Source organism: Flagellimonas sp. (genome assembly GCF_965601775.1).
Taxonomy (GTDB): Bacteria; Bacteroidota; Bacteroidia; order Flavobacteriales; family Flavobacteriaceae; genus Flagellimonas.
Genome location: NZ_OZ271837.1, coordinates 3,684,659 through 3,707,169, shown reverse-complemented (window position 1 = coordinate 3,707,169; position 22,511 = coordinate 3,684,659). Strand labels below are relative to the sequence as shown.

Annotated in this window: 26 protein-coding genes; 13 read left to right on the top strand and 13 right to left on the bottom strand. The window is 39.1% G+C overall.

Going from position 1 to position 22,511, the window contains the following annotated elements; translation table 11 throughout:
- Nucleotides 1-43: 43 nt before the first annotated feature.
- Nucleotides 44-652, top strand: a complete 609-nt coding sequence (locus ACSLUF_RS17125; protein ID WP_435623884.1) for a superoxide dismutase — start codon at nucleotides 44-46, stop codon at nucleotides 650-652.
- 660 nt (nucleotides 653-1,312) lie between these two features.
- Here the strand turns inward: ACSLUF_RS17125 and ACSLUF_RS17120 are convergent.
- The 4 genes from ACSLUF_RS17120 to purN all read right to left on the bottom strand — a co-directional run bounded on the left by ACSLUF_RS17120 (nucleotide 1,313) and on the right by purN (nucleotide 5,470).
- Nucleotides 1,313-3,211 (bottom strand): amidophosphoribosyltransferase, encoded by a 1,899-nt coding sequence (locus tag ACSLUF_RS17120; RefSeq protein ID WP_435623883.1) that lies wholly within the window; start codon nucleotides 3,209-3,211, stop codon nucleotides 1,313-1,315.
- Between the two features lie 42 nt (nucleotides 3,212-3,253).
- Nucleotides 3,254-4,180 carry a PfkB family carbohydrate kinase gene (locus ACSLUF_RS17115; RefSeq protein ID WP_435623882.1) on the bottom strand — a complete coding sequence of 309 codons (927 nt, stop codon included), beginning with the start codon at nucleotides 4,178-4,180 and terminating at the stop codon, nucleotides 3,254-3,256.
- Between the two features lie 86 nt (nucleotides 4,181-4,266).
- On the bottom strand, nucleotides 4,267-4,902 hold the full coding sequence (locus ACSLUF_RS17110) for a ribonuclease H1 domain-containing protein (protein ID WP_435623881.1): 636 nt from the start codon (nucleotides 4,900-4,902) through the stop codon (nucleotides 4,267-4,269).
- 1 nt (nucleotide 4,903) lies between these two features.
- Nucleotides 4,904-5,470, bottom strand: coding sequence for a phosphoribosylglycinamide formyltransferase (purN, locus tag ACSLUF_RS17105; RefSeq protein ID WP_435623880.1), 567 nt, complete (start codon nucleotides 5,468-5,470; stop codon nucleotides 4,904-4,906).
- Between the two features lie 159 nt (nucleotides 5,471-5,629).
- Between purN and ACSLUF_RS17100 the strand changes: the two genes are divergently transcribed.
- The 5 genes from ACSLUF_RS17100 to pyk all read left to right on the top strand — a co-directional run bounded on the left by ACSLUF_RS17100 (nucleotide 5,630) and on the right by pyk (nucleotide 9,978).
- On the top strand, nucleotides 5,630-5,863 hold the full coding sequence (locus ACSLUF_RS17100; RefSeq protein ID WP_009778413.1) for an acyl carrier protein: 234 nt from the start codon (nucleotides 5,630-5,632) through the stop codon (nucleotides 5,861-5,863).
- Between the two features lie 99 nt (nucleotides 5,864-5,962).
- The gene (fabF, locus tag ACSLUF_RS17095; protein ID WP_435623879.1) at nucleotides 5,963-7,210 is read left to right on the top strand and encodes a beta-ketoacyl-ACP synthase II; all 1,248 of its coding nucleotides are present in this window, start codon (nucleotides 5,963-5,965) and stop codon (nucleotides 7,208-7,210) included.
- A 12-nt stretch (nucleotides 7,211-7,222) separates the two neighbouring features.
- Nucleotides 7,223-7,960: a ribonuclease III gene (gene rnc / locus ACSLUF_RS17090; RefSeq protein WP_435623878.1), complete on the top strand. Its 738-nt coding sequence runs from the start codon at nucleotides 7,223-7,225 to the stop codon at nucleotides 7,958-7,960.
- A gap of 111 nt (nucleotides 7,961-8,071) precedes the next feature.
- Nucleotides 8,072-8,533, top strand: coding sequence for an IPExxxVDY family protein (locus tag ACSLUF_RS17085; RefSeq protein ID WP_435623877.1), 462 nt, complete (start codon nucleotides 8,072-8,074; stop codon nucleotides 8,531-8,533).
- A 2-nt stretch (nucleotides 8,534-8,535) separates the two neighbouring features.
- On the top strand, nucleotides 8,536-9,978 hold the full coding sequence (gene pyk, locus ACSLUF_RS17080) for a pyruvate kinase (RefSeq protein WP_435623876.1): 1,443 nt from the start codon (nucleotides 8,536-8,538) through the stop codon (nucleotides 9,976-9,978).
- 13 nt (nucleotides 9,979-9,991) lie between these two features.
- On the opposite strand, the gene ACSLUF_RS17075 is transcribed toward pyk, so the two are convergent.
- The gene (locus tag ACSLUF_RS17075; protein WP_435623875.1) at nucleotides 9,992-10,513 is read right to left on the bottom strand and encodes a PAS domain-containing protein; all 522 of its coding nucleotides are present in this window, start codon (nucleotides 10,511-10,513) and stop codon (nucleotides 9,992-9,994) included.
- A gap of 174 nt (nucleotides 10,514-10,687) precedes the next feature.
- Between ACSLUF_RS17075 and ACSLUF_RS17070 the strand changes: the two genes are divergently transcribed.
- The 4 genes from ACSLUF_RS17070 (at nucleotide 10,688) to ACSLUF_RS17055 (ending at nucleotide 12,794) form a co-directional block, all read left to right on the top strand.
- On the top strand, nucleotides 10,688-11,536 hold the full coding sequence (locus ACSLUF_RS17070) for a helix-turn-helix domain-containing protein (RefSeq protein ID WP_435623874.1): 849 nt from the start codon (nucleotides 10,688-10,690) through the stop codon (nucleotides 11,534-11,536).
- A gap of 91 nt (nucleotides 11,537-11,627) precedes the next feature.
- The gene (locus tag ACSLUF_RS17065; RefSeq protein WP_435623873.1) at nucleotides 11,628-11,786 is read left to right on the top strand and encodes a hypothetical protein; all 159 of its coding nucleotides are present in this window, start codon (nucleotides 11,628-11,630) and stop codon (nucleotides 11,784-11,786) included.
- A 36-nt stretch (nucleotides 11,787-11,822) separates the two neighbouring features.
- A complete protein-coding gene (locus ACSLUF_RS17060; protein WP_435623872.1) occupies nucleotides 11,823-12,368 on the top strand; it encodes a carboxymuconolactone decarboxylase family protein in 546 nt (181 codons plus the stop codon).
- Nucleotides 12,369-12,404: 36 nt separating this feature from the next.
- The gene (locus tag ACSLUF_RS17055) at nucleotides 12,405-12,794 is read left to right on the top strand and encodes a cupredoxin domain-containing protein (protein WP_435623871.1); all 390 of its coding nucleotides are present in this window, start codon (nucleotides 12,405-12,407) and stop codon (nucleotides 12,792-12,794) included.
- Between the two features lie 51 nt (nucleotides 12,795-12,845).
- Here the strand turns inward: ACSLUF_RS17055 and ACSLUF_RS17050 are convergent, their stop codons facing one another.
- Nucleotides 12,846-13,427, bottom strand: coding sequence for a TetR/AcrR family transcriptional regulator (locus ACSLUF_RS17050; protein WP_435623870.1), 582 nt, complete (start codon nucleotides 13,425-13,427; stop codon nucleotides 12,846-12,848).
- A gap of 182 nt (nucleotides 13,428-13,609) precedes the next feature.
- On the opposite strand from ACSLUF_RS17050, the gene ACSLUF_RS17045 reads away from it, so the two are divergent.
- On the top strand, nucleotides 13,610-14,065 hold the full coding sequence (locus ACSLUF_RS17045; RefSeq protein WP_435623869.1) for a COG2426 family protein: 456 nt from the start codon (nucleotides 13,610-13,612) through the stop codon (nucleotides 14,063-14,065).
- Between the two features lies 1 nt (nucleotide 14,066).
- On the opposite strand, the gene dinB is transcribed toward ACSLUF_RS17045, so the two are convergent.
- Nucleotides 14,067-15,173 carry a DNA polymerase IV gene (gene dinB, locus ACSLUF_RS17040; RefSeq protein ID WP_435623868.1) on the bottom strand — a complete coding sequence of 369 codons (1,107 nt, stop codon included), beginning with the start codon at nucleotides 15,171-15,173 and terminating at the stop codon, nucleotides 14,067-14,069.
- 28 nt (nucleotides 15,174-15,201) lie between these two features.
- Between dinB and ACSLUF_RS17035 the strand changes: the two genes are divergently transcribed.
- Both ACSLUF_RS17035 and ACSLUF_RS17030 read left to right on the top strand, forming a co-directional pair.
- Entirely contained in the window at nucleotides 15,202-15,681 is a 480-nt protein-coding gene (locus ACSLUF_RS17035; RefSeq protein ID WP_435623867.1) for a CYTH domain-containing protein, read from the top strand.
- Entirely contained in the window at nucleotides 15,669-16,160 is a 492-nt protein-coding gene (locus tag ACSLUF_RS17030; RefSeq protein WP_435623866.1) for a YciI family protein, read from the top strand. Before ACSLUF_RS17035 ends, ACSLUF_RS17030 begins: the two co-directional genes overlap by 13 nt.
- 6 nt (nucleotides 16,161-16,166) lie before the next feature.
- Here ACSLUF_RS17030 and ACSLUF_RS17025 read toward each other — a convergent pair whose 3' ends face one another.
- The 6 genes from ACSLUF_RS17025 to ACSLUF_RS17000 form a co-directional block, all read right to left on the bottom strand.
- Nucleotides 16,167-17,294 carry an AEC family transporter gene (locus tag ACSLUF_RS17025; RefSeq protein ID WP_435623865.1) on the bottom strand — a complete coding sequence of 376 codons (1,128 nt, stop codon included), beginning with the start codon at nucleotides 17,292-17,294 and terminating at the stop codon, nucleotides 16,167-16,169.
- 6 nt (nucleotides 17,295-17,300) lie between these two features.
- Nucleotides 17,301-18,494: a pyridoxal phosphate-dependent aminotransferase gene (locus ACSLUF_RS17020; RefSeq protein WP_435623864.1), complete on the bottom strand. Its 1,194-nt coding sequence runs from the start codon at nucleotides 18,492-18,494 to the stop codon at nucleotides 17,301-17,303.
- A gap of 159 nt (nucleotides 18,495-18,653) precedes the next feature.
- Complete coding sequence (gene pheS / locus ACSLUF_RS17015) at nucleotides 18,654-19,673, bottom strand: phenylalanine--tRNA ligase subunit alpha (RefSeq protein WP_435623863.1); 1,020 nt, start codon at nucleotides 19,671-19,673, stop codon at nucleotides 18,654-18,656.
- 220 nt (nucleotides 19,674-19,893) lie between these two features.
- Complete coding sequence (locus ACSLUF_RS17010; protein WP_435623862.1) at nucleotides 19,894-20,523, bottom strand: carbonic anhydrase family protein; 630 nt, start codon at nucleotides 20,521-20,523, stop codon at nucleotides 19,894-19,896.
- Nucleotides 20,524-20,526: 3 nt separating this feature from the next.
- On the bottom strand, nucleotides 20,527-22,116 hold the full coding sequence (locus tag ACSLUF_RS17005) for a SulP family inorganic anion transporter (RefSeq protein ID WP_435623861.1): 1,590 nt from the start codon (nucleotides 22,114-22,116) through the stop codon (nucleotides 20,527-20,529).
- Nucleotides 22,117-22,198: 82 nt separating this feature from the next.
- Nucleotides 22,199-22,501, bottom strand: coding sequence for a hypothetical protein (locus tag ACSLUF_RS17000; RefSeq protein WP_435623860.1), 303 nt, complete (start codon nucleotides 22,499-22,501; stop codon nucleotides 22,199-22,201).
- Nucleotides 22,502-22,511 lie beyond the last annotated feature (10 nt).

Here is a 22,511-nt window from a genome sequence, read left to right as displayed (position 1 = left end):
TATTTTTACGGGAAGCAATTAATAACTTAAAAACAATATAATTATGGCTTTTGAATTACCCAATTTGCCTTACGCGTATGATGCACTTGAACCTCATATAGATGCCCGAACTATGGAAATTCACCATACAAAACATCACAATGGTTATACCACTAAGTTGAATGGTGCAATCGCAGGGACTGACTTGGAAGGTAAGAGCATTGAGGATATTTTATCTGGGTTGGACATGTCCAACGGTGCTGTTAGAAACAACGGAGGAGGTTTTTACAACCACTGCTTGTTTTGGGAAGTGATGTCACCCAATGGAGGAGGAGCTCCTTCTGGGGATTTGGCTGCTGCCATTGATGAAGCTTTTGGCTCTTTTGATGCGTTTAAGGAAAAATTCAGTTCTGCTGCTGGAACTCGTTTTGGGTCTGGCTGGGCATGGCTTTGTGTCCACAAAGGAGGAAAAGTAGAAGTTTGCTCTACTCCCAATCAAGATAATCCATTGATGCCGGGGACGGGATGTGAAGGATTCCCAATTTTAGGATTGGATGTTTGGGAACATGCTTACTACCTAAACTATCAAAATAGAAGACCGGACTATGTGGCCGCTTTTTTCAATGTGATTAACTGGGATAAAGTATCCGAATATTATAACGAAAACAAATAGAAGGTTTTAGATAAGACTTTTCTGAAAGTATTAGCTCGATGATTGTAGGATTATCGAGCTTTTTTTATGTCCAAATGGAACCAATAGAAAAGGGCGGGAAAGCTCCCACCCTTTTCGTCCCAAATCTTACCATAAACTTAACCTACTTATGCTATGGCAAAACTAAATTACTGGTATTGTGAGAAATAACAAAGGTTTTTTAAGAAATTTTTGATTGTAGCTGGGAAATAAAAGAAGAGAAAATCGATAAATCGTTGGGCGTCAAACAAAAAGAAGGCGGAACATTGTTCCGCCTTCTTACCCCAAATCTTACCATGAACTTAACCTACTTATGCTATGGTTCTCCAAAAGTAGGGCGATGCAGTTGTTGCTGAAAAGCTTTTAGATGAAACCCCAGTAATTTGGTTGAATTACCACTTGTGTGGAGAGATGACACGAATACCAAAGAAAAGGACTACGGGGGAGAAAGAAAGATGACCGGAAAATAAAAAAGGTGGAAAATTTTCCACCTTTTTTGCCCCAAATCTTACCATGAACTTAACCTACTTATGCTATGGCAATACTAAAGTAGGTTTGACATTTACCTGATTGTCAAAAACCCGATAATATGCAGGTTTCATCGACGAAATGCACACATTAACTTATTGTTAATTGACTGTCTTAGTAAGCTCTTTCGTTTTTGCCTTCGTAGAAATTAATAAAAGCTTTGTTGACTACCTTGTTTCCTCCTGGTGTGGGATAATCTCCGGTAAAGTACCAGTCTCCTAAGTTTTGTGGGCACGCTTGGTGTAAATTTTCAATATCTTGATAAATTATATCCACTTTGGCTTTTATGCCTTCAGGTTCAAGGATGTCGGCTATTTTGCGTGATATTTCTTCTGTACTGAAAGGAGCGTAGAATTCCTTTACATGATTAATTGCACCGTTATTCTTGTGATTGGATTGTTCTACACATTTGTTATAGATTTCATCTACCAATGACATAGTACCTCGTTCCTTATGCAATTCCAATGCGGCCCGAAAAGCCACAAAGTCTTCCAATTTAGCCATGTCAATACCATAACAATCGGGGTAACGAATTTGTGGGGCGGAGGAAACCACCACTATTTTTTTTGGGGACAACCTATCCAAGATTTTTAGAATACTCTTTTTTAAGGTAGTTCCTCTAACAATACTGTCGTCAATGATGACCAAATTGTCACTAGGTTTTACTGAACCATACGAAATATCATAAACATGGGTAACCAAGTCATCCCTACTACTATCTTGAGTAATGAAAGTTCTAAGCTTAGCATCTTTTATAGCTACCTTTTCAATTCTTGGTCGGACATCAAGAATCTCATGCAGTTTTTCCCTATCAATGTTGCTCCCAAGTGATAATATCTGCTCTTCTTTCTTTCGATTTAGATAGTTTTGGGCTTCTTTCACCATACCTAAGAAGGAGGTTTCAGCAGTATTCGGAATATAGGAGAAAACGGTATTGGTCAAATCATTATTGATGGTCTTCAGAATTTGTGGGAAGACCAGTTTCCCCAACATTTTTCGTTCTTCATAAATCTCTTGGTCACTTCCACGGGAAAAATAGATACGTTCAAAGGAACAAGCCTTTCTCTCCTTCGGCTCTATGATTTGTTCCAGATGAACACTTCCTTTTTTCTTGATAACTATGGCATGACCTGGATCTAATTCTTTGACCTTGTCAAAAGGCACATTGAAAACCGTTTGTATCACAGGTCTTTCTGAAGCGACAACCACCACTTCATCATCCTTATAGTAGTATGCCGGACGTATTCCCACAGGATCCCGAAAGACGAAAGCATCACCATGACCCAACAATCCTGCCATGGCGTATCCACCGTCCCAATTTTTGGAGGATTTCCTTAGAATTTTGGCAACATTGAGTCGCTTGGCAATTATTGGGGAAGCCTCTCTCTTGTTGAACCCTTCTTTCTTAATGTCCTTATAGATTTTAGCTACCGCATCATCCAAAAAATGACCGATTTTTTCCATCACAGTTATGGTATCGGCCAACTCCTTCGGGTGCTGTCCTAGTTCCACAAGATTCTCGAAGAGTTCATTTACATTGGTCATATTAAAGTTACCCGCAACTATAAGGTTACGATGCATCCAATTATTTTGTCTTAAAAATGGATGTACGCTTTCAATACTATTTTTTCCAAAGGTGCCATACCGAACATGACCCAATAAAAGCTCCCCTATGTATGGGATGTTCTTTTTTTGCAATTGCACATCCTCTTCAAACTCCGGATGTTGGGCAAGTACATTATTAATACGATCATTGATCTGAGCGAAAATGTCCTGAATGGGTTGTTGTTGAACGGAACGAACCCTACTCATATAGCGTTCACCCGGGTTCATGTCCAATTTTATACTTGCAAATCCAGCACCATCCTGTCCCCTGTTGTGCTGCTTTTCCATCATGAGGTACATTTTGTTTACGCCATAGAAGGCCGTACCATACTTTTCTTTGTAATATTCCAGAGGTTTAAGCAAACGGATCAGTGATATTCCGCATTCGTGCTTAATAGGGTCACTCATAACAAAAAAATAAAAAAGCCCCGAAAATTTTCAGGGCCATGCTTATGTTAATTCTATATTGAATTGCGTCAATTCTTTAAATTGTGCCAACCGTTGGTCGACTTCTTCTTTCTTCAAATCCAGCATTCGTTCCGTACCAAAACGCTCCACACAGAATGAGGCCAAATTGGAACCTTGAACAATGGCGTTTTTCAAACTCTCGAATGAAAGGTTCTTGGCCTGTGCCAAATATCCTGCAAATCCACCTGCAAAAGTATCCCCTGCCCCAGTGGGATCAAATACCTCTTCCAAAGGAAGTGCTGGTGCAAAAAAGATATGTTCCTTGTGGAAAAGAAGAGCTCCGTGCTCTCCTTTCTTGATAACCACATATTTTGGACCCATATTTTGAATCTTAGCTGCAGCCTTCACCAAGGAATGTTCCCCGGTAAGCTGTCTGGCTTCCTCATCATTTATAGTAATAACATCAATGCGTTTAATAACCTCTATCAATTCATCCCAAGTATGATCCATCCAGAAATTCATGGTGTCCAAAACGATAAGCTTTGGTCGTTCTTTCATCTGCTGAATTACACTAAGCTGAATATTGGGATGAAGATTTCCAAGCATAACCACATCAGAATCTTTATAGTCTTCTGGAACTATGGGGTCAAAATTAGCCAAGGTGTTTAACTCAGTTACCAACGTATCCCGGGAATTCAGGTCGTTGTGGTATTTTCCTTTCCAATAAAAAGTTTTTCCACCTTTAACAATTTCCACCCCGGAAACATCAATGTTTCTATCCTTTAAAAGATTGAGATATTCTTCTGGCAAATCATCTCCAACAACGGAGACCACACTTGAATTTACCTCAAACTGACTGGCGGCTAGTCCAATAAATGTTGCAGCGCCGCCTAATATTTTTCCCGTTTTTCCAAAGGGGGTTTCTATTTCATCAAAAGCGATTGATCCAACAATCAACAGTTTGCCCATTCACAAAATTTTGCTGCAAATATACGGTTACATATTGCATTTAGAACATTGAAAGGGGTATTTAGAAATAAGGTCATTTTTTGTTATTATTTCCTGCCAAAATCTGCTGGAATTTCCCCCCATGCTTTTGTCTCCCATTTTACGATGGGAGTATTGTATCTGTTTTTTTTAAGCCATTCTTCGGCACGTTTGATAAGCTCAAACAACTTTGCGTTTTTTTGGTTTTTTTTCAGTTTGGTGCCACATTTTTTCTTTCGGACCCAACCTATGGCGATGCGGGAATCGGAATAAATAATGCGATTGCTTTTATTCTGTTTCAGAAAAGCCAGTCCGTGCACTAAAGCAAGAAACTCTCCAATATTATTGGTTCCTTCTGTATAAGGGCCTTGTTTAAAAAGTACCTTTTTGGTTTTGGTATCTACACCTTGATATTCCATTTTTCCCGGATTTCCACTGGATGCAGCATCAACCGAAATGGAATGGTAATTGGGCTCTCCTATTCTTAAGCGCTCTTCTACACTTAGTTCTTTCTTGCCTTTGGAACTTCCTTTGTATTCTAAATAATTACTGTTGAAAGCCTTTTTTGCTTCGGAAAAATCTTGAAAGGACTTGTACTGGGCTCCTTTATACCCTTCAATCTGGGCTTTGCAATCATCCCAGGATTCATAAATTCCGGGTTTCTTACCCTTCCAGACCACATAGAACTTCTTTTTTTTTGCCATTTTAGTTCTCTAGCAATGTTTCAATGACTTTGGGGAAATGTTCATATTCCAATTGATGAACCTTATCGGCTATGGATTCAACATCGTCTGAGGATTCCAAGGACACTTTGGCTTGATGAATAATGCCCCCTTCATCATAATTTTCGTTTACATAGTGTATGGTTATCCCTGTCTCCATTTCCTTATTGTCCTTTACTGCCTGATGAACATGACTTCCAAACATGCCTTTACCCCCGTATTTTGGTAGTAGTGCTGGATGAATGTTGATGATTTTGTTGGGGAAAGCACTAATGATATTGGAGGGTATTTTCCAAAGGAACCCTGCTAAAACTATAAGGTCTGGTTCTAGGGATTGAAGCAGCTTCACAACTGTATTTGATTGCGAAAATGCGGTTTTGGTGAAATAAAATGCGGGAATTTGAAGCCTTTTCGCCCGCTCAATCACCTTGGCGGTCTGTTTATTGGTTAGAATAGCTACAATTTCTGCCTTCCCATTATCCGCAAAAAAGGTGGCTATCCGTTCTGCGTTGGAGCCGTTGCCTGAAGCAAGAATAACTATTCGATTCATCTAAATAAATACAATTTCGAATGGGCAAAATTCAAAAAGCTAAAGTAATGTTCTCATTTGTAAGAAGTTTGATTTCACCACATTTTATCGACAAATAGTGTATTTAATCCAAAGTTTTATATTTTTGCCCCGATTTAAATTTTTAAAACCAATATAATTATGTCAGACATTGCATCAAGAGTTAAGGCTATCATCGTTGATAAACTAGGTGTAGATGAGAATGAAGTGGTAGCTGAAGCTAGCTTTACCAACGATTTAGGTGCAGATTCCTTGGATACTGTTGAGCTTATCATGGAGTTTGAAAAAGAATTTGACATCCAAATACCAGATGACCAAGCTGAAAATATTGCTACCGTGGGTCAAGCCATTAGCTATATAGAAGAAGCTAAATAATTTATGATATTTTATCAAATGATGTAAATTATCCATGCGATACCAATCGCATGGATAATTTTTTTTTAATTTAGGTTTTTAAGGGTAAAACGTAGTTCAATGCAGTTAAAGCGTGTAGTAGTTACCGGAATGGGAGCGTTGACTCCAATCGGTAATAATTTAGAAGCTTATTGGGAAGGACTAAAGAATGGCGTAAGCGGTTCGGCACCCATTACATATTTTGATACGGAAAAGTTCAAGACCAAATTTGCTTGCGAACTTAAAGGGTATAATCCACAAGATTTTTTTGACAGAAAGGAAGCCAGAAAACTGGACCGTTTTGCACAGTATGCCCTAGTATCTTCTGATGAGGCCATTCAAGACTCTGGAATTAATCTCGACGAAGTTGATAAGTTTAGGGTAGGTGTTGTCTGGGGTGCTGGAATTGGAGGTCTTGAAACTTTTCAGAATGAAGTCATTGGCTATGCCAATGGAGATGGAACTCCAAGGTTCAATCCCTTCTTTATTCCCAAGATGATTGCAGATATTGCTCCCGGAAATATTTCTATTAAGCATGGATTCATGGGACCGAATTATACCACGGTTTCGGCATGTGCTTCCTCTGCAAATGCACTTATTGATGCCTTGAACTATATCCGTTTAGGGCATTGTGATGTAATTGTAACGGGAGGAAGTGAAGCTGCTGTTACCATTGCAGGTATGGGTGGTTTTAATGCCATGCATGCCCTCTCCACAAGAAATGAAAGTCCCGAAACTGCATCCAGACCATTTGATGCTACTAGGGACGGTTTTGTTCTTGGCGAAGGTGCTGGAGCACTTATCTTGGAAGAATATGAGCATGCTAAGGCTCGTGGAGCCAAAATCTATGCTGAAGTTTTAGGAGGAGGACTTTCCAGTGATGCCCACCACATGACAGCACCGCACCCTGAGGGAATTGGTGTGGTTCGAGTGATGGAAAACTGTTTGGAAAATGCAGGCTTAAAACCAGAAGATGTGGATGCAATCAATACGCATGGAACATCTACTCCGCTTGGGGATGTAGCTGAACTGAAAGCGATATCTAAGGTTTTTGGAAGTCATGCGTCAAATATTAATATCAATTCCACAAAATCAATGACCGGGCACTTATTAGGAGCGGCCGGAGCCATAGAGGCGATTGCCTCAATCTTGGCCATTGAGCATGGAACAGTTCCACCGACTATTAATCATAGTGTTGTGGATGAGGAAATAGATGCTTCACTTAATCTTACCTTAAATAAAGCACAAGAGCGAGATGTAAAGGTTGCCATGAGCAATACTTTTGGTTTTGGAGGGCATAATGCTTGTGTACTTTTCAAAAAAATATAGGGTAATCAGAACATGAGATTAACGTCAAAAATATTTAACTCCCCTCCGAAAACGGATGGGGATTTTTTTTTGGCGATGAAAAAAATACTAGGGTTTAAACCTAAAAGCACTGAGATTTTCAGGAGGGCTTTTCTTCACAGGTCTATGAACGTAAAGGATGAAGAAGGGAACCCTAAGAACTACGAAAGACTGGAGTTTTTGGGCGATGCCATGCTTGGAACCATCATTTCAAAACATCTGTATAACGAGGTCCCGGAGGGCGATGAGGGATATCTTACCAAAATGCGCTCCAAGATTGTAAGTAGGAAACATCTAAACGAACTGGGAAAGGATTTGGGATTGCTGGAACATGTGGAAAGTCGAATACCCAAATCCCATTTTGGAGAGAACATTCATGGTAATGTTTTTGAGGCCTTGGTCGGAGCAATTTATTTGGATAGGGGATACAGCTATTGCGAAAGATTCATTTATGACCGAGTCATTCATCCGTATGTGGATATAGAACAGTTGGAAGGAAAGGTCATTAGCTACAAAAGCTTGGTAATAGAATGGTGCCAAAAACAAAAGAAGCCCTTCAATTATGAAGTGTATGAAGATACAGGGAATGATGAATACAAACATTTTGCCGTAAAGCTGACCATTGGCGACAAGATTTTGGCAAAAGCCAGAGCCACCTCCAAAAAGAAGGCGGAAGAAAAAGCTTCCAAAAGGGCTTACTTCGCACTTCAGAGCCGAATGAACGTATCATAACTTTAAAAAAAGGTAAACTCAAACGTTTTCGTAACTTTTTCCTCGGCATGATTTGTATATATCTAGGCAGTATTGCGTATTAAGAGTATATTTACATTTCGCGTTTAGGACATGTCAGCCACCCGAAAAATAATAGAGGCGTATTACGATGATGATTTTCAATTGATTGCCATTCATAGTGGTTTGGAAGATTTTTCATTAGCCTATTCACTGAACCAGAGTTGTGGTCTTCGATTAAAGAGAACCAAAATCGATTTAAGCTATAGTGAAAATCTCGCATTTTCCATATTTGATTGGGAAGACGAAATCAACCAAAATTATTGGGTGCTTTATTCAAATACCTGTGAACAAGAAATAGGAATTTCTGAGGGTCTCTTTACCAATGATATTTCCCAAAAAACCAGTTTTTTGGTCTCGGAACAAAAGGAGGTTGATTATTTTTTGAAAATAGATACTGATGATGGCATGATAAGAGACCATGTGGTAAAGGGAATTAACAAAATATCCAAGGTGGTGACCGCTTATTCTATGGACCCAAACGCTTTAAAATCAAAAAACAATTTAATCTTTTAAGAATGCCGACAAGAAAGAAGACTAAAGTTGTAGCAACACTTGGTCCCGCCACCAGTAAAAGGGAAACCTTGAAACAAATGATATTGGCTGGGGTCGATGTGTTTCGGATAAATTTCTCTCACGCTTCCCATGACGATGTGGCTAAGCGCATTAAGATGATTCGGGATCTCAATGAGGAGCTGGACTTGAATACCTCAATACTGGCAGATTTGCAGGGGCCAAAATTAAGGGTTGGTGTAATGGGAGGAGAAGCAGTGGTTGCCCCAGGGGATAAAGTCAAATTTGCGACAGGAGAACCCTTTGAGGGCACGGCTGAAAGAGTATATATGAATTATGCCAGCTTCCCAAAAGACGTAAAACCAGGGGAACGGGTACTTCTTGATGACGGCAAACTCATCTTTGAGGTTAAATCTACCAATGGCGAAGACGAGGTGACTGCAGAGGTAGTTCAAGGGGGGCCATTAAAATCCAAAAAGGGGGTAAACTTACCGAACACGGATATTTCCCTTCCGGCACTTACTGAAAAAGATATTAAGGACGCTGTTTTTGCAATCTCCCAAGAAGTGGACTGGATTGCCTTGTCATTTGTTCGGCACAGTCAAGATTTGATTGATTTACAAAATCTTATCAATCAACATTCTGAACATAAAATTCCAATCATAGCTAAAATAGAAAAACCGGAAGCAGTAGAAAACATAGATAAGATAGTGGCCTATTGTGATGGTTTGATGGTGGCCCGTGGGGATTTGGGCGTTGAGGTACCAGCCCATGAAGTACCTTTAATACAAAAGCAATTGGTTTTACGGGCCAAAAAAGCAAGAATTCCGGTAATCATTGCCACGCAGATGATGGAGACCATGATTACCAGCTTGACACCCACTAGAGCCGAAGTAAACGATGTTGCCAATTCTGTTATGGACGGTGCGGATGCTGTGATGCTTTCCGGAGAGACTTCGGTGGGAAATTATCCTGTACAGGTGATTGAAAAAATGGCTAGTATCCTATTTAGTGTGGAAGGTTCTGCTTTGATTAATGTCCCGCAAACACCACCTCACATTAAGACAAAACGGTATATTACCAAATCGGTTTGCTACCATGCAGCTTTAATGGCAAACGAGATTCAAGCCAAGGCCATTTCAACCTTAACAAATAGTGGGTATACTGCTTTTCAAATATCAGCATGGCGACCTAGAGCCCACATTCTTGTGTTTACTTCCAATAAAAGGATTCTTACCCAATTGAACTTGTTATGGGGGGTGAAGGCGTTCTACTACGACAAATATGTGACCACGGACGAAACCATTGAAGACGTTAACAATATCGCTTGCAAGAAAGGCTTTTTGGATGTTGGAGACATGTTAATCAGCCTTGCGGCAATGCCTATCAAGGATAAAGGGATGGTAAATACCTTAAGAGTGACTGAAATAGAGACCTGTCCGATTTAATGAAAAGGTAGCCTTAAGCTACTTCCTTTTCAAAAGCAATAAAGTTGACGACTTTTCCTTTTCTATTGAAGATAGGTTGGCCTTTTATCCAACAATTGTAGATGGAACCATCCTTACGGTAATTCGTAATTGTGGCTTCAAAAGGACTTAGTTGTTTTATCGCTGCCGAAATCTTCTTGGAGGTGTCAGGACATGTTTTTTCTCCTTGGAACATTTTAGGTTTGTTTCCTACAACTTCCTCTGGAGAATACCCGTTCATTGAGAAAATATTTTGGGTAGCATATACTATGTTCAACTGGGCATCCGTAACAACTACAACATGTTCCTTATCCATAATTTCTTGACGGAGCGGAAGGCTTTCTTTCCAGTCCTGTCGTTTGGCCAAATTTGTTAAACCTGCAATATCGTTTAGGTTTTTACATACCTTATTAAAGTGCTGGGCATATATGTCCAGAGAGCTAATTGGGTAAGAGCTGATTTGTAATTTACTGTAGAAATTACACAAGGCTTCATCGTAAAATTTGGTATTTTCCATACCCAATACTATAAAAAGTTTGATTGGTGCTGAAATCTGGTGTACATATTAACATTTCTGTTTAATCATTTTGTCAAAATAAGGGTAAAAAAACTTGTAAGTATCAACAAGAAATGGGGACAAATAGCAATAAATTCAGGGTTTTCCCAAACATTAAACAAAACAATATTGGGCATGAAATACGAGTATAAAGATTCAAAATTAGGGTCCATAATTGGTTTCACAGACGACATTCAAAAGAATATTAACCACTTTTCCATTACCCAAAACACCATTAAATTTTTATGGAATAGAAATGAAAAATCCGTTAAACTCACGGTGGATAATATTCCAATAGAATTGCCCCCAAACCATTTAATGACGGTTACCTATTTACACAATACATCCTTTGAAATATCACAACTTCCATTGACAGGAATCTTGTTCAATAGAGAGTTCTACTGCATATCTGACCATGATAGCGAAGTATCTTGTAACGGTATATTGTTTTTTGGAACCCAGGACATTCCCATTATTAATATAAGGGAAGATCAAAACCGGAAATTTGATTTGTGGTATGAGGTTTTTACCGAGGAGTTCGGCACCCCGGACAATATTCAGGGAGATATGCTACAAATGCTGTTGAAGCGATTGATTATTATGAGTACGCGTTTGGCAAAAGAACAGCACATTGTAAAAAGCTTGAATAATGAACAAGTTGATACCATAAGAAAGTTCAATTTTTTAGTCGATTTACATTATAAGACCAAAAGAAAGGTAAGTGACTATGCCGAACTACTGTTTAAGTCACCCAAAACCCTTTCCAATCTATTCTCCATCTATAACCAAAAACCCCCTCAGCAGATTATTCTGGACCGTATTGCCCTCGAAGCCAAAAGAATGATGCATTTTACGGATAAGCAGAATCAAGAAATTGCCTATGAGTTGGGCTTTAATGACCCAGCCCATTTTAGTAGATTCTTCAAGAAAATGACCCATATGACCCCTTCGGAATACCGCGAAAACAAGATAATTGCAGCCTAAGGGAAATTTCGACAAGCGGTCGGGAAATTGTTGCTAACACTCGCCTTTTCTTTCGCCACATCTTTGCACTGTAATTAAAAGAAAGGTAAAGATGAAAACAGCGGAAAAATCAATTTTTAATCTAATCGAGGTTTTCGGTAACAACAGAAAACCTGAATTCGATACGATAACTCCAAAGACACATTGTGAGCAAAGACACCATCATGATTTCTATTGTGATGCAGAGAAACCCTTTGTATCCAATCTTTAATATTTAACAATAACACATTTTATAAAAATTAAGATTATGAGCACTTTTAATGTACCTACGAGAGAAGAAGTTAGCAGCAAGAATCAAGCTATATTCGACAATTTGGAAAAAGCTGTAGGCTTTGTTCCCAACCTATTCGCAACTTATGCGCATTCCGAAAATGCTTTGGAAAACTACTTGACCTTTTCCAACGCAAAGACCTCATTGAACGCCAAGCAAAAAGAAGTGGTAAACCTTGCTGTAAGCCAAGTGAACAATTGTATTTATTGTTTATCTGCACACACTGCCATTGGCAAGATGAACGGATTTACAGATGATCAAATCCTTGAGCTAAGAGCCGGTGTAGCTTCTTTTGACAGCAAGTTGGATGCTTTGGCTAGACTAGCTAGAAATATTACAGAGAACAGGGGAGCAACCGATGCTGAGGTAGTGGATAATTTCTTGAATGCAGGATGGACTAAGGAAAATTTGATTGACACTATCGTTTTGGTAGGAGATAAAACCATTTCCAACTACATCCACAGTACTACTCAAGTACCTGTAGATTTTCCAGTAGCGCAACCTTTGGAAGCTACAGTTTAAATAATAAAACAAAAACCCAATTATAATAATAGAAAAATGAAAAACGCAATTTTAGTTTTAGCCTTTGCATTTGGAGCCCTTTTTACAACTCAGGCACAAGACGCGATGAAAGACAAGGAAGTAAAGACCATCGCTTTGGAACAGACTTCTGGTGAATTTACCCAAAAACAAATCACGGTTTCAGAAGGAACGTATGTTTTTGATATTTCAAACAACGGAGTAGGTCACGATGTTGGTTTTGTGTTGGTGAAAAAAGGATTGGATATCAGCAAACCTGAAAACCACATTCAAACAGCATATGTGACTCAACCAGTAAAAACTGGCGCTTCCCAAACGTCTAAAGCGACAACATTGGAGAAAGGTGAGTATGTATACTTTTGTCCTTTGAATCCAACTTCTACCGACAACACCTTGATAGTGAAATAATTGATTGAAGTTTTTTTAGTTGAAGAGCACGCTCATTTGAGCGTGCTTTTTTTATGATTCCATCTCCAGATGAGAGAAAAAGGATGGAGCTATGGTTTTGGCCAAATAGATAGGCCAGGCATTTTTATGCAAATATGCTTCCGTAATGGCACCGTCATATAGCATGTAGATACCCCCAGAAACTTTTTCTACTTCAGCCTTGGAGACATTGTGAATGTTTTCCAGTACAACCTCACCCAAGTATAGCAATAGTTCTTTTTTGTGTTTTTGGATAGTAGAAAAAATACGTTGCTGTTTGGCGGAAAGCTCCCCTAAGGTTTTTAAAGCCCAACATCCAAAAAAAACATCTTCCCGATAAAAATCCGCCAAGTAATCAAAAATGGCCAAAAGCTGGTTTTTTCCTGTTTTCCTTCTACTTACATACTGTTTTAAATCGTTTAGGAATTCATCATGCCTCTGTGTCAAATACGCAATACAAATTTCCTCTTTAGATTTAAAGTGGCTATAAAGTGTAGCTTTTGCAATACCACATTTGCTGATTATTTCATTAATCCCGGTGGAATTGTATCCGTTAGTATAAAAGAGATCCCCCGCGGTTATAATGATTTTTTCGTGTAAGGCATCTTTCTGCATGGCATAAAGATAAAAAAAGACAGGTCCGGATAGTATATCAAGAGCTATTAAACAACAGAATTGGGTTCTTGTTCCATTGCAGCGTAGCTACCTTCACCCTAAAAATTTTATATTTTTTTTAATGTTTAGGGAAAAAGAAAAAATGGTTTAGGGAGGTATTTTTGCAGTTCAATAAAAAAGCTGTGATACTGGATTTGATAATAGCCATATTGTGGAGTCTGTCACCATTTGGGGAGGCCAAACTCGGTATACCCTATGGCATTATGAAAGGACTAAACGAGTATTTGGTTTTCATTGTTTGCCTTGCGGCCAATATTGCGGTATTCCCGCTCATGATGTTTTTCTTAGATAGGATTAACCATTATTTTCTAAAGTGGAGATTCTATAAAAAATCGGCAGTTTTTGTAGCCAAAAGAGCTAAAACAGGCTCAGGGGATAAAATAAAGAAGTTTGGCTTTCTAGGTCTGGTTCTTTTCGTCATGATTCCATTGCCGGGTACCGGAGTATATGCCGGTACGATAGCATCCTACCTCTTTAGAATTGAAAGGAAGCAAGCCTTTATGGCAAATACAACCGGAATATTTTTCTCATCCTTGATTGTTTGGCTAATAGCTGTCTTCTCAACCAATGGAATTTGAATTAAAAGTCAAAACGAAGCTGCACCAAAATTTCGTCTTTCTCTTTCTTTTCTTCTACTTCTTTTTTTTCAGTATTCAGATTACCCAATGAAATTCCCAACAGTCGAACGGAGTCTTTAAGGGGAGCTTGGTATAGTAATTCTTTGGCAGTTTCCAAGACAAGACTTTTGTCTGAAATATAATAGGGAAGCGTCTTGCTTCTCGTATTTAGGGTAAAGTCACTGTATTTTATTTTTAAGGTGACCGTTTTTCCAGCAATTTTGGACTTTTGAAACCTTCTTTCAAGTTCCGAGGCTATGTTTTCCAATTTTTCCAGCATAAAGACTTCACTGCTCAGGTTTTCCGAGAATGTACGTTCGGCCCCTACCGATTTTGGAATGCGATGAGGTTTTACCTCACTGGTATGTATCCCTCGTACCACATCATAATAATATCGTCCACTTTTTCCGAAGGTCTTATCCAAAAACTCCAAGGATTTCTGCTTCAAATCCTTTCCAGTGAAAATACCCAGCTTGTACATTTTCTCTGCAGTGACCTTTCCAACCCCATAAAATTTGCGAATGTCCAAGTCCTCCAGAAAAACAATGACTTCTTCGGGGTTAATGGTTTTTTGGCCATTGGGTTTGTTGATATCACTGGCCACTTTGGCAATAAATTTATTAATTGAAATTCCTGCAGAAGCGGTCAACCCGGTTTTATCCCATATTTTTTGGCGAATTTCCTTGGCTATCAAAGTGGCAGAAGGATTTCCCTTTTTGTTTTGGGTAACATCCAAATAGGCTTCATCCAAAGAGAGCGGTTCCACCAAATCGGTATACTCAAAAAAGATGCTTCTTATTTGAAGAGAGATTTCTTTGTATCGTTCAAAACGAGGACGAACAAAAATCAAATCAGGACAATTTTTTTTGGCAATATAACCAGCCATAGCACTGCGCACCCCAAATTTACGAGCTTCGTAGCTTGCAGCTGAAACCACACCGCGTTTTGAACCACCGCCCACTGCAACTGGTTTTCCTTTCAATTCAGGATTGTCATGTTGCTCAACAGATGCATAAAATGCATCCATATCCACATGGATTATTTTGCGTAATGGGAAATCAAAGGCCACACTCAAATTTATGGCTATATTTAATAGGATGGAACACTTGGAAATTGAACGTAAGTTTTTGGTCAAATCCCTAGAATATCGGGAACAGGCAGCATCAAAAACTAGAATTGTGCAAGGCTTTTTGAATACCCATCCAGATAGAACTGTTCGGATTCGTATACAGGGAGATTATGGATTTTTAACTGTAAAAGGGAAATCCAATGATTCTGGAACTTCCCGCTTTGAATGGGAGAAGAAAATTGAAAAAGAGGAGGCTTTTGCCTTAATGGCGATTTGTGAACCTGGCATTATTGATAAGCACCGTTACGAGTTCACTTTTAGGGGAAAGCTTTTTGAGATTGATGAGTTTCTAGGGGACAATTCAGGATTGATAATTGCCGAACTTGAACTGAAGTACGAAGATGAAACCTTTGAAAAGCCCCCTTGGCTTGGAAAAGAAGTAACAGGTGAGATTGCATATTATAATTCACAACTCGTTAAAAAACCATACAACCAATGGAAAACTTGAAAATTCTATGTTTGTTTTTGTCACTTACCATACTATCCTGTAAACAAGAAGTTGCTCCCAATGTTACCGAGGTTGAAAGTCAAAAAAAAGAAAATGTAGCTGAACTCAAAAAAGAATTGACTGATAAGGGGTTTCAGATTTTTGATTTTGTGGACGAAGAGACCAGGGATACCATTTTAATGCAGCAATACTTCATGGCTTTCTTAAAAAGCGGACCGAATAGAGATCAAAGTAAATCAGAACTAGATAGTTTGCAAGCACTCCATTTGGCTCATCTAAAGCGAATGTATGTTGAGGGGTATGCCGATATTTCAGGACCTTTTGGGGACGATGGAGAAATACGGGGAATCACCATTTATAATGTACCAACTTTGAAAATGGCAGATAGTTTGGCGAATTTGGACCCCATGGTTAAGGCTCAAAGGTTGGAAATAGAAATTCATCCTTGGTGGGTCGCAAAAGGGTATCCATTACGATAAGCTAACTTATATATGTTCGGGGGTCGTTCTCTCTATTTTGGCTTTACTTACTTTAGTAAGTGACACCTTTTTGTTGAGTCCATTTAAAAGTGGATAAATCAAGCCAACAGCAAATAGAGTACCGCCCACGAATAGGATATTAATGTTGGTGGCAAAGAAAGTTCCCGTGTTCAATACTCCTAAAATAAGTACTGTGGATAGAGGAAAGGAAAGCGCCAGTATGTTCAGGGCGAAATCACCGTCAAACGTACGTTTTTGGGTATCCGCAATTTCAAGATGCTCTACTGCTGAAATATGGGCATAAGGCCAAAAACTACAGGAGCTCAAACCAAATGCCAAAAGCAAAAGAATGCTTTCCAAGGACTGTATCCCTGAAACCCAAACAAAGACTCCTCCCAAAGCAAATACCAGACCAGCACGTATACACAACACGGAAAAGACTTGAAAGAACTGTTTCCTTTTCAGTTTGATTCCTAACCCAATAAACAGAAGTACCAAAGGAGTCATGATAATGCTCAATTTTTCAAGAATGTCACTAAATAAAATGGGCAGTGAATCCATTGTAAACCCGAACATCAGCAATAGTAGAGCTGCAGCAATAAATATGTTTACCGGTTCTGAAATAAGCACTTTGAGTAAAGACATTAATTTGCCATTACCTTTTTTGGAAATACTTCTGAGCTGATAGTGCCAGTTCATGGCAACAACATATAGTATAACAAGTACAAAAATTTTGTTCCCCAAATCGGCCATGGCTACTTTGGCCAAGGCATTTTCTCCTAAAAATTCCAATACGAAGGGAAAACACGAAAGACCAGGAGCCAGGGAAGGAATAAGTAATCTGGCAGTTCTGAATTCCGCGGAACCTTTTTTAATGCCTACCAATGGAAGAACAAAGGGAGTGGCCAAAAACAGAATTACATTCAAGGTCAAAGCCATAATCGGCAAGAACAACAAGTTCCATTGGACTTTTACCCCCAAAAGGGCGATAAAAATAGTGGCTGGCAAGGCTAAGTTTAGTATAATTGCCTTTATCCCACTTTTTTCATCCTTGGATTTGATTTTGCTTTTGAGAAAAACACCAATCAGGATGAAGCATACAAACGTAATCGTTTTGTATAATCCAGAATCCATGGGATTTTAAACTAAAACTTTAGAAATAGCAGAGGTAAATAGTTTCATTTCATCCATGGTACCCATACTTACACGACACCAATCTTTATCCATAAAATGGAATGCACGTACCCCAACCTTGAGGTCAGTCATTTTTTGAAGAAAATCCTTGCCTTGCATCTCAATTGGAAAAATCATGAAGCTCGTATGGGATTTTACGTAATCAAATCCCATTGAATCAAGACTTGCGTACACATATTCACGGCATTTCGCATTCAATTCCCTGGAGTTGTCTATAAACGCGGTGTCATCCATAGCGGCCATAGCTGCAAACACCGAAGGATATGAAATACCCATTCCACCTCTGGTGATTTGTTGCAGTTGTGCTAAAGTAGATTCTTGTCCAACAATATAACCAACCCGAAGTCCTGCCATTCCATGAATTTTGGAAAACGTTCTGGCGATGATAACATTTTTGCCTTCATTTATCAGGTTCACCATACTTTTCTTAAGGCCATTACCCATAAACGCCAAATACGCTTCATCCACAAAAACTGGAACTTTTTCAGAAACTCTGGAACAGAAGTCAACCAACTCTTCATGCTCGGTAATAGTTCCTGTTGGGTTGTTAGGGTTACAGATATAGACCAATTTTGTATCGGAATCGACTGCATCCTCCATGGCTTTGAGGTCGTGGGACCAATCCTTTTTCAATGGAACTGGCTTCCAAGTTGCACCCACGGACTCAGCGACTCGAATTAATGACATATATGCAGGGTCTGCAGAAACTACATTCCCACCATTCATGAACAATACCATGGCCGTTTTTTCCAGAAGGTCGGATGATCCTGGACCCATCATTATATTTTTTGGAGTAACCCCTTCAAAGGCAGCTATTTTATCAACTAATTGAAAAAGTTCTTTCCACGCATATCTGTTTCCTCCAGACGCCGCACTTTTAAATGCTTCCAAAGCTTTTGGTGAAGGGCCGTAGGGATTTTCATTTGCGTTGAGCTTAGCATCAAAAACAGGAAATTCCCGAACTTCCTTTGGGAGGTATTCCTTGAAAAAAGGACTATAAATAGCGTCTCCATTTGAATCTAGGGCTAGTGGAGACTTAAGGTTCTCGGAATATCCCAAATACGGAGCTGCAAGAACTCCCCCTGCCGTGAGGGCTCCTTTTTTTAGCCAGTCTCTTCTGGAAATGTTTTTGGTGGTCATAGGTGGTCTTTTTAAAATTAGCAATCACCTCTAAATTAATAGCTTAGGCAATTGTATCCTATAACAATTCCATAAAAATGGAGGGGTTAAAATGTAAACTTCCGAAAAAATACACCCAAAAAGGTGCCTCAATTGAACATCATAATGTTCTTAAACAAACTAGAGGGAAGATTTGAATTGATTTAGAAAGCGGATATCGTTTTCGCTCAAGAGTCGTATGTCCGGAATCTGATGAAGCAATAAAGCTATCCTATCGATTCCCATTCCAAAGGCAAAACCAGAATATACCTCTGGGTCAATACCACAGTTTTGCAACACATTAGGGTCTACCATACCACACCCCATGATTTCCAGCCATCCTGTTCCTTTGGTCATTTTGTAATCCGTTTCCGTTTCCAATCCCCAATACACATCTACTTCTGCACTTGGCTCAGTAAACGGGAAATAGGAAGGTCTCAATCTTATTTTGGACTTGCCGAACATCTCAGAAGTAAAATATTGCAAGGTCTGTTTCAAGTCTGCGAAAGAAACATCCTTGTCCACATAAAGTCCTTCTACCTGATGAAAAAAGCAATGTGATCGTGCTGATATGGCCTCGTTTCTATACACTCTCCCTGGTGAAATGGTTCGAATAGGGGGTTGATTGTTTTCCATATATCTAACCTGTACCGATGAGGTATGGGTACGTAGCAAGATATCTGGGTCGGTTTGGATAAAAAAGGTATCCTGCATATCCCTTGCCGGGTGATATTCCGGTAAATTGAGCGCAGTGAAGTTGTGCCAATCATCCTCTATTTCCGGTCCTTCGGAAACATTAAATCCAATACGGGAAAAAATATTGATTATTCTATTTTTTACGATTGAAATAGGGTGTCTCGCCCCAATTTCAATAGGTTCACCGGGACGGGTTAAATCACCGTATTTTCCCAGAGTTTCGGTTTGGGACTCAACGGCCTGTTTTAAAGTATTTACCTTTTCGTTAGCCGAGGTTTTTAATTGATTGATTACCTGGCCAAATTCCTTTTTTTGCTCATTGGGGACATTTTTGAATTCAGAAAAGAAAGAGTTCAAAAGCCCCTTTTTTCCTAAATACTTAATTCGAAAAGCTTCTATTTCGTCCTTAGAGGTAGAGGAAAAAGCCTCAACGTCAGCTAGGTGTTTTTTAAGCGTATCAATCATTGGTGATTGGTTTGTCAGCCGACAAAGGTATCAAAATCCATAAAATATGCCCTAGCGGAATGTCATTGTATTGCGCGCTATATGCCTACTTACTACGAAATACACAAACATTCACGTAGATAGGGTGGATATTAATTCAAGGCAATCGCTTCTAGAAATTAAAAAAGGCCAACGAAATATTAATCATTAGCCTTTGTGTCTTTCAAGCTTTACCTAGGAATCAGTCAAGATAGTGGACTTTCCCATCAGCGATGTCGTACATTCCACCAACGATTAATATCTCGCCATTATCTTCCATTTCTTTTAACACCGGACTCTTCTTACGAATATTTTCAATGGTCATCGTGACGTTTTTTTCCGCAACATTATTTACAAAATCAATGTTTTTGGAGTTACGCAGACTGGCATCCGAAGGTTCTTGGATAGCCTCTACCGCTGGCCTAATTTTGCTCAACAATTCGGTAAGATTGCCCATTTTTGCATCATCACATGCTCCTTTAACAGCTCCACAACTAGTGTGTCCCAACACCACGATAATTTTGGTCCCGGCAAGCTTGCAGGCAAATTCCATACTGCCTAGGATATCTTCATTTACAATGTTTCCAGCCACTCTAGCACTAAAAATATCACCTACACCTTGGTCAAAAATCAATTCTGCCGAAACTCTAGAATCAATACAACCCAAAATTGTGGCAAAAGGATATTGCCCCGTGGTAGTTTCCTTTACCTGCTGAAGCAGGTCTCTATCCGCCTGTTTTTTTTCAACAAAACGTTTATTCCCTTCTTTGAGAAGTTCCCAAGCAGATTTTGGTGTGAGCGCAGCTTGCGTTTCTTTAGTTTGTGTAATCATAATCTATGCTTGTGTTTTTTTTCTAAGATTAAAAAATTCAATATAGCTAGGGGGGTTTTCAACAATACCTCTTTCCGAAACTAGTTTGATGCTTATGTTCCGTTCCCTCGCCTTATGTGAGAAATCTTCCAGAATTTCAATAATATCATTATCCAAGTACCGGGTCTTCCGTACATCCAATTCAAGATATGAAGATTTTGGCAACCTATCCAATTCTTTAATTATTGCACCTTTATTAAAGAAAGTCACTTCTTCTGCCAAGGTCATTTTGAATTTATTACCATCCGTGTTTTCTTCAATATGGAGGAAGTGGGAATTTTGATAGCTTTTGATTAAAATCACAACAATACCTACGGCTAGACCAATTCCAATTCCCCAAAGCAAGTCTTTAAACACAATGACCACAACGGTTACAATAAAAGGTAGAAATTGTTTCCATCCCAAGTCCCACATGGTTTTAAATAATTTGGGCTTTGCCAGCTTATAACCCACTATAAAAAGTACTGCTGCTAAAACAGAAAGTGGAATTTTATTCAGCAGTGTAGGTATCAACATTACAGATATCAGTAAAAAGAAGCCATGGATAATGGCTGACATCTTGGTTTGCCCCCCTGATTGAATGTTTGCTGAACTTCGTACAATTACTTGAGTAATAGGAATCCCTCCAATTAGCCCAGAAACAATGTTCCCGCTACCTTGTGCCAACAACTCACGATTTGTAGGTGTTACTCTTTTATGGGGATCTAGCTTGTCCGTAGCTTCCACGCATAACAACGTTTCCAAACTGGCTACCAATGCTATGGTAAATGCAGCAATCCAAACTTCAGCCTGGGCAATGGCACCAAAAGCAGGAAAACTGAATTGACCAATAAAACTTTCGAAACCGTCGGGTACAGGAACCGCCACAAGATGGTCTTCGGTAATATGAAGTGCTCCATCTTTTGTGAGTACGTAAAAAATAATTCCAACCACAACCGCAACCAAAGGCCCTTGAACCAACTGAAAAAATCTTCCTTTTTTGGAAAGGACATTTCCCCATAAAATTAGGATGAACATGGCTATAATTGCAATTATTGTTGCTCCTGCACTATAGTTGCCACTAATAATTCCACTTATCGTATTAAAGATTTCTGAAAACGTATTTTCACCGTCAATTTGAAAGAAGGCAAAATCTCCCTCAGGATCTTTATCATATCCAAAGAAGTAGGGAATCTGTTTTAAGATGATAATAATTCCGATACCGGTAAGCATTCCTTTAATTACAGAAGAAGGGAAGTAATAACCAATAATTCCTAAGCGTAGTATGCCAAACAAAAGCTGAATAACACCACCCAGGACTACAGCTACCAAAAAGTTCTCGTAGCCCAATGAGGCTATTGCCGCCAAAACAATTGCTGCAAGACCAGCTGCAGGACCGCTAACTCCAATTTGGGAGCCGCTGAGTGACCCTACTAGGATTCCACCAACAATTCCCGCAATAAGACCGGAAAAGAGTGGTGCGCCACTGGCAAGGGCAATCCCTAAACATAAGGGTAAAGCCACAAAGAAAACTACAATACTTGCCGGTAAGTCATTCTTTAAGTACTTAAACATGATGTGATATAGGTTTTAAACTCCAATTTAATATTTATGGAGATAATGATTGAATTAGTTATAAGAGAAGGGTGGAATGTCCTTATGAAATTCTGGGTGGAGGAAGGTGAATGTCCACTATGAAACTCGAACTAAGAACGGTAAATTTCGAATGCGAATGATTCTGTTTTTGAACAGGGGAGGAGCCTGTAAGATTAAAATTGTTTAAGAATAAATCTTTTTCATCAAAACTTTTTTCAGCCTCTTTTTCTCCCTGTTTTTCTTCCTCGTTCATGTCCGTTAAAACCAAAGCATCACCGCTTTCATCAATAATTGGGATAAGTGATGGAGTCAATATGGAAAACACCAAAAAAAGGGCGATTAAGGGAAAGGAAACTTTCTTCAAAAGCTGCTAG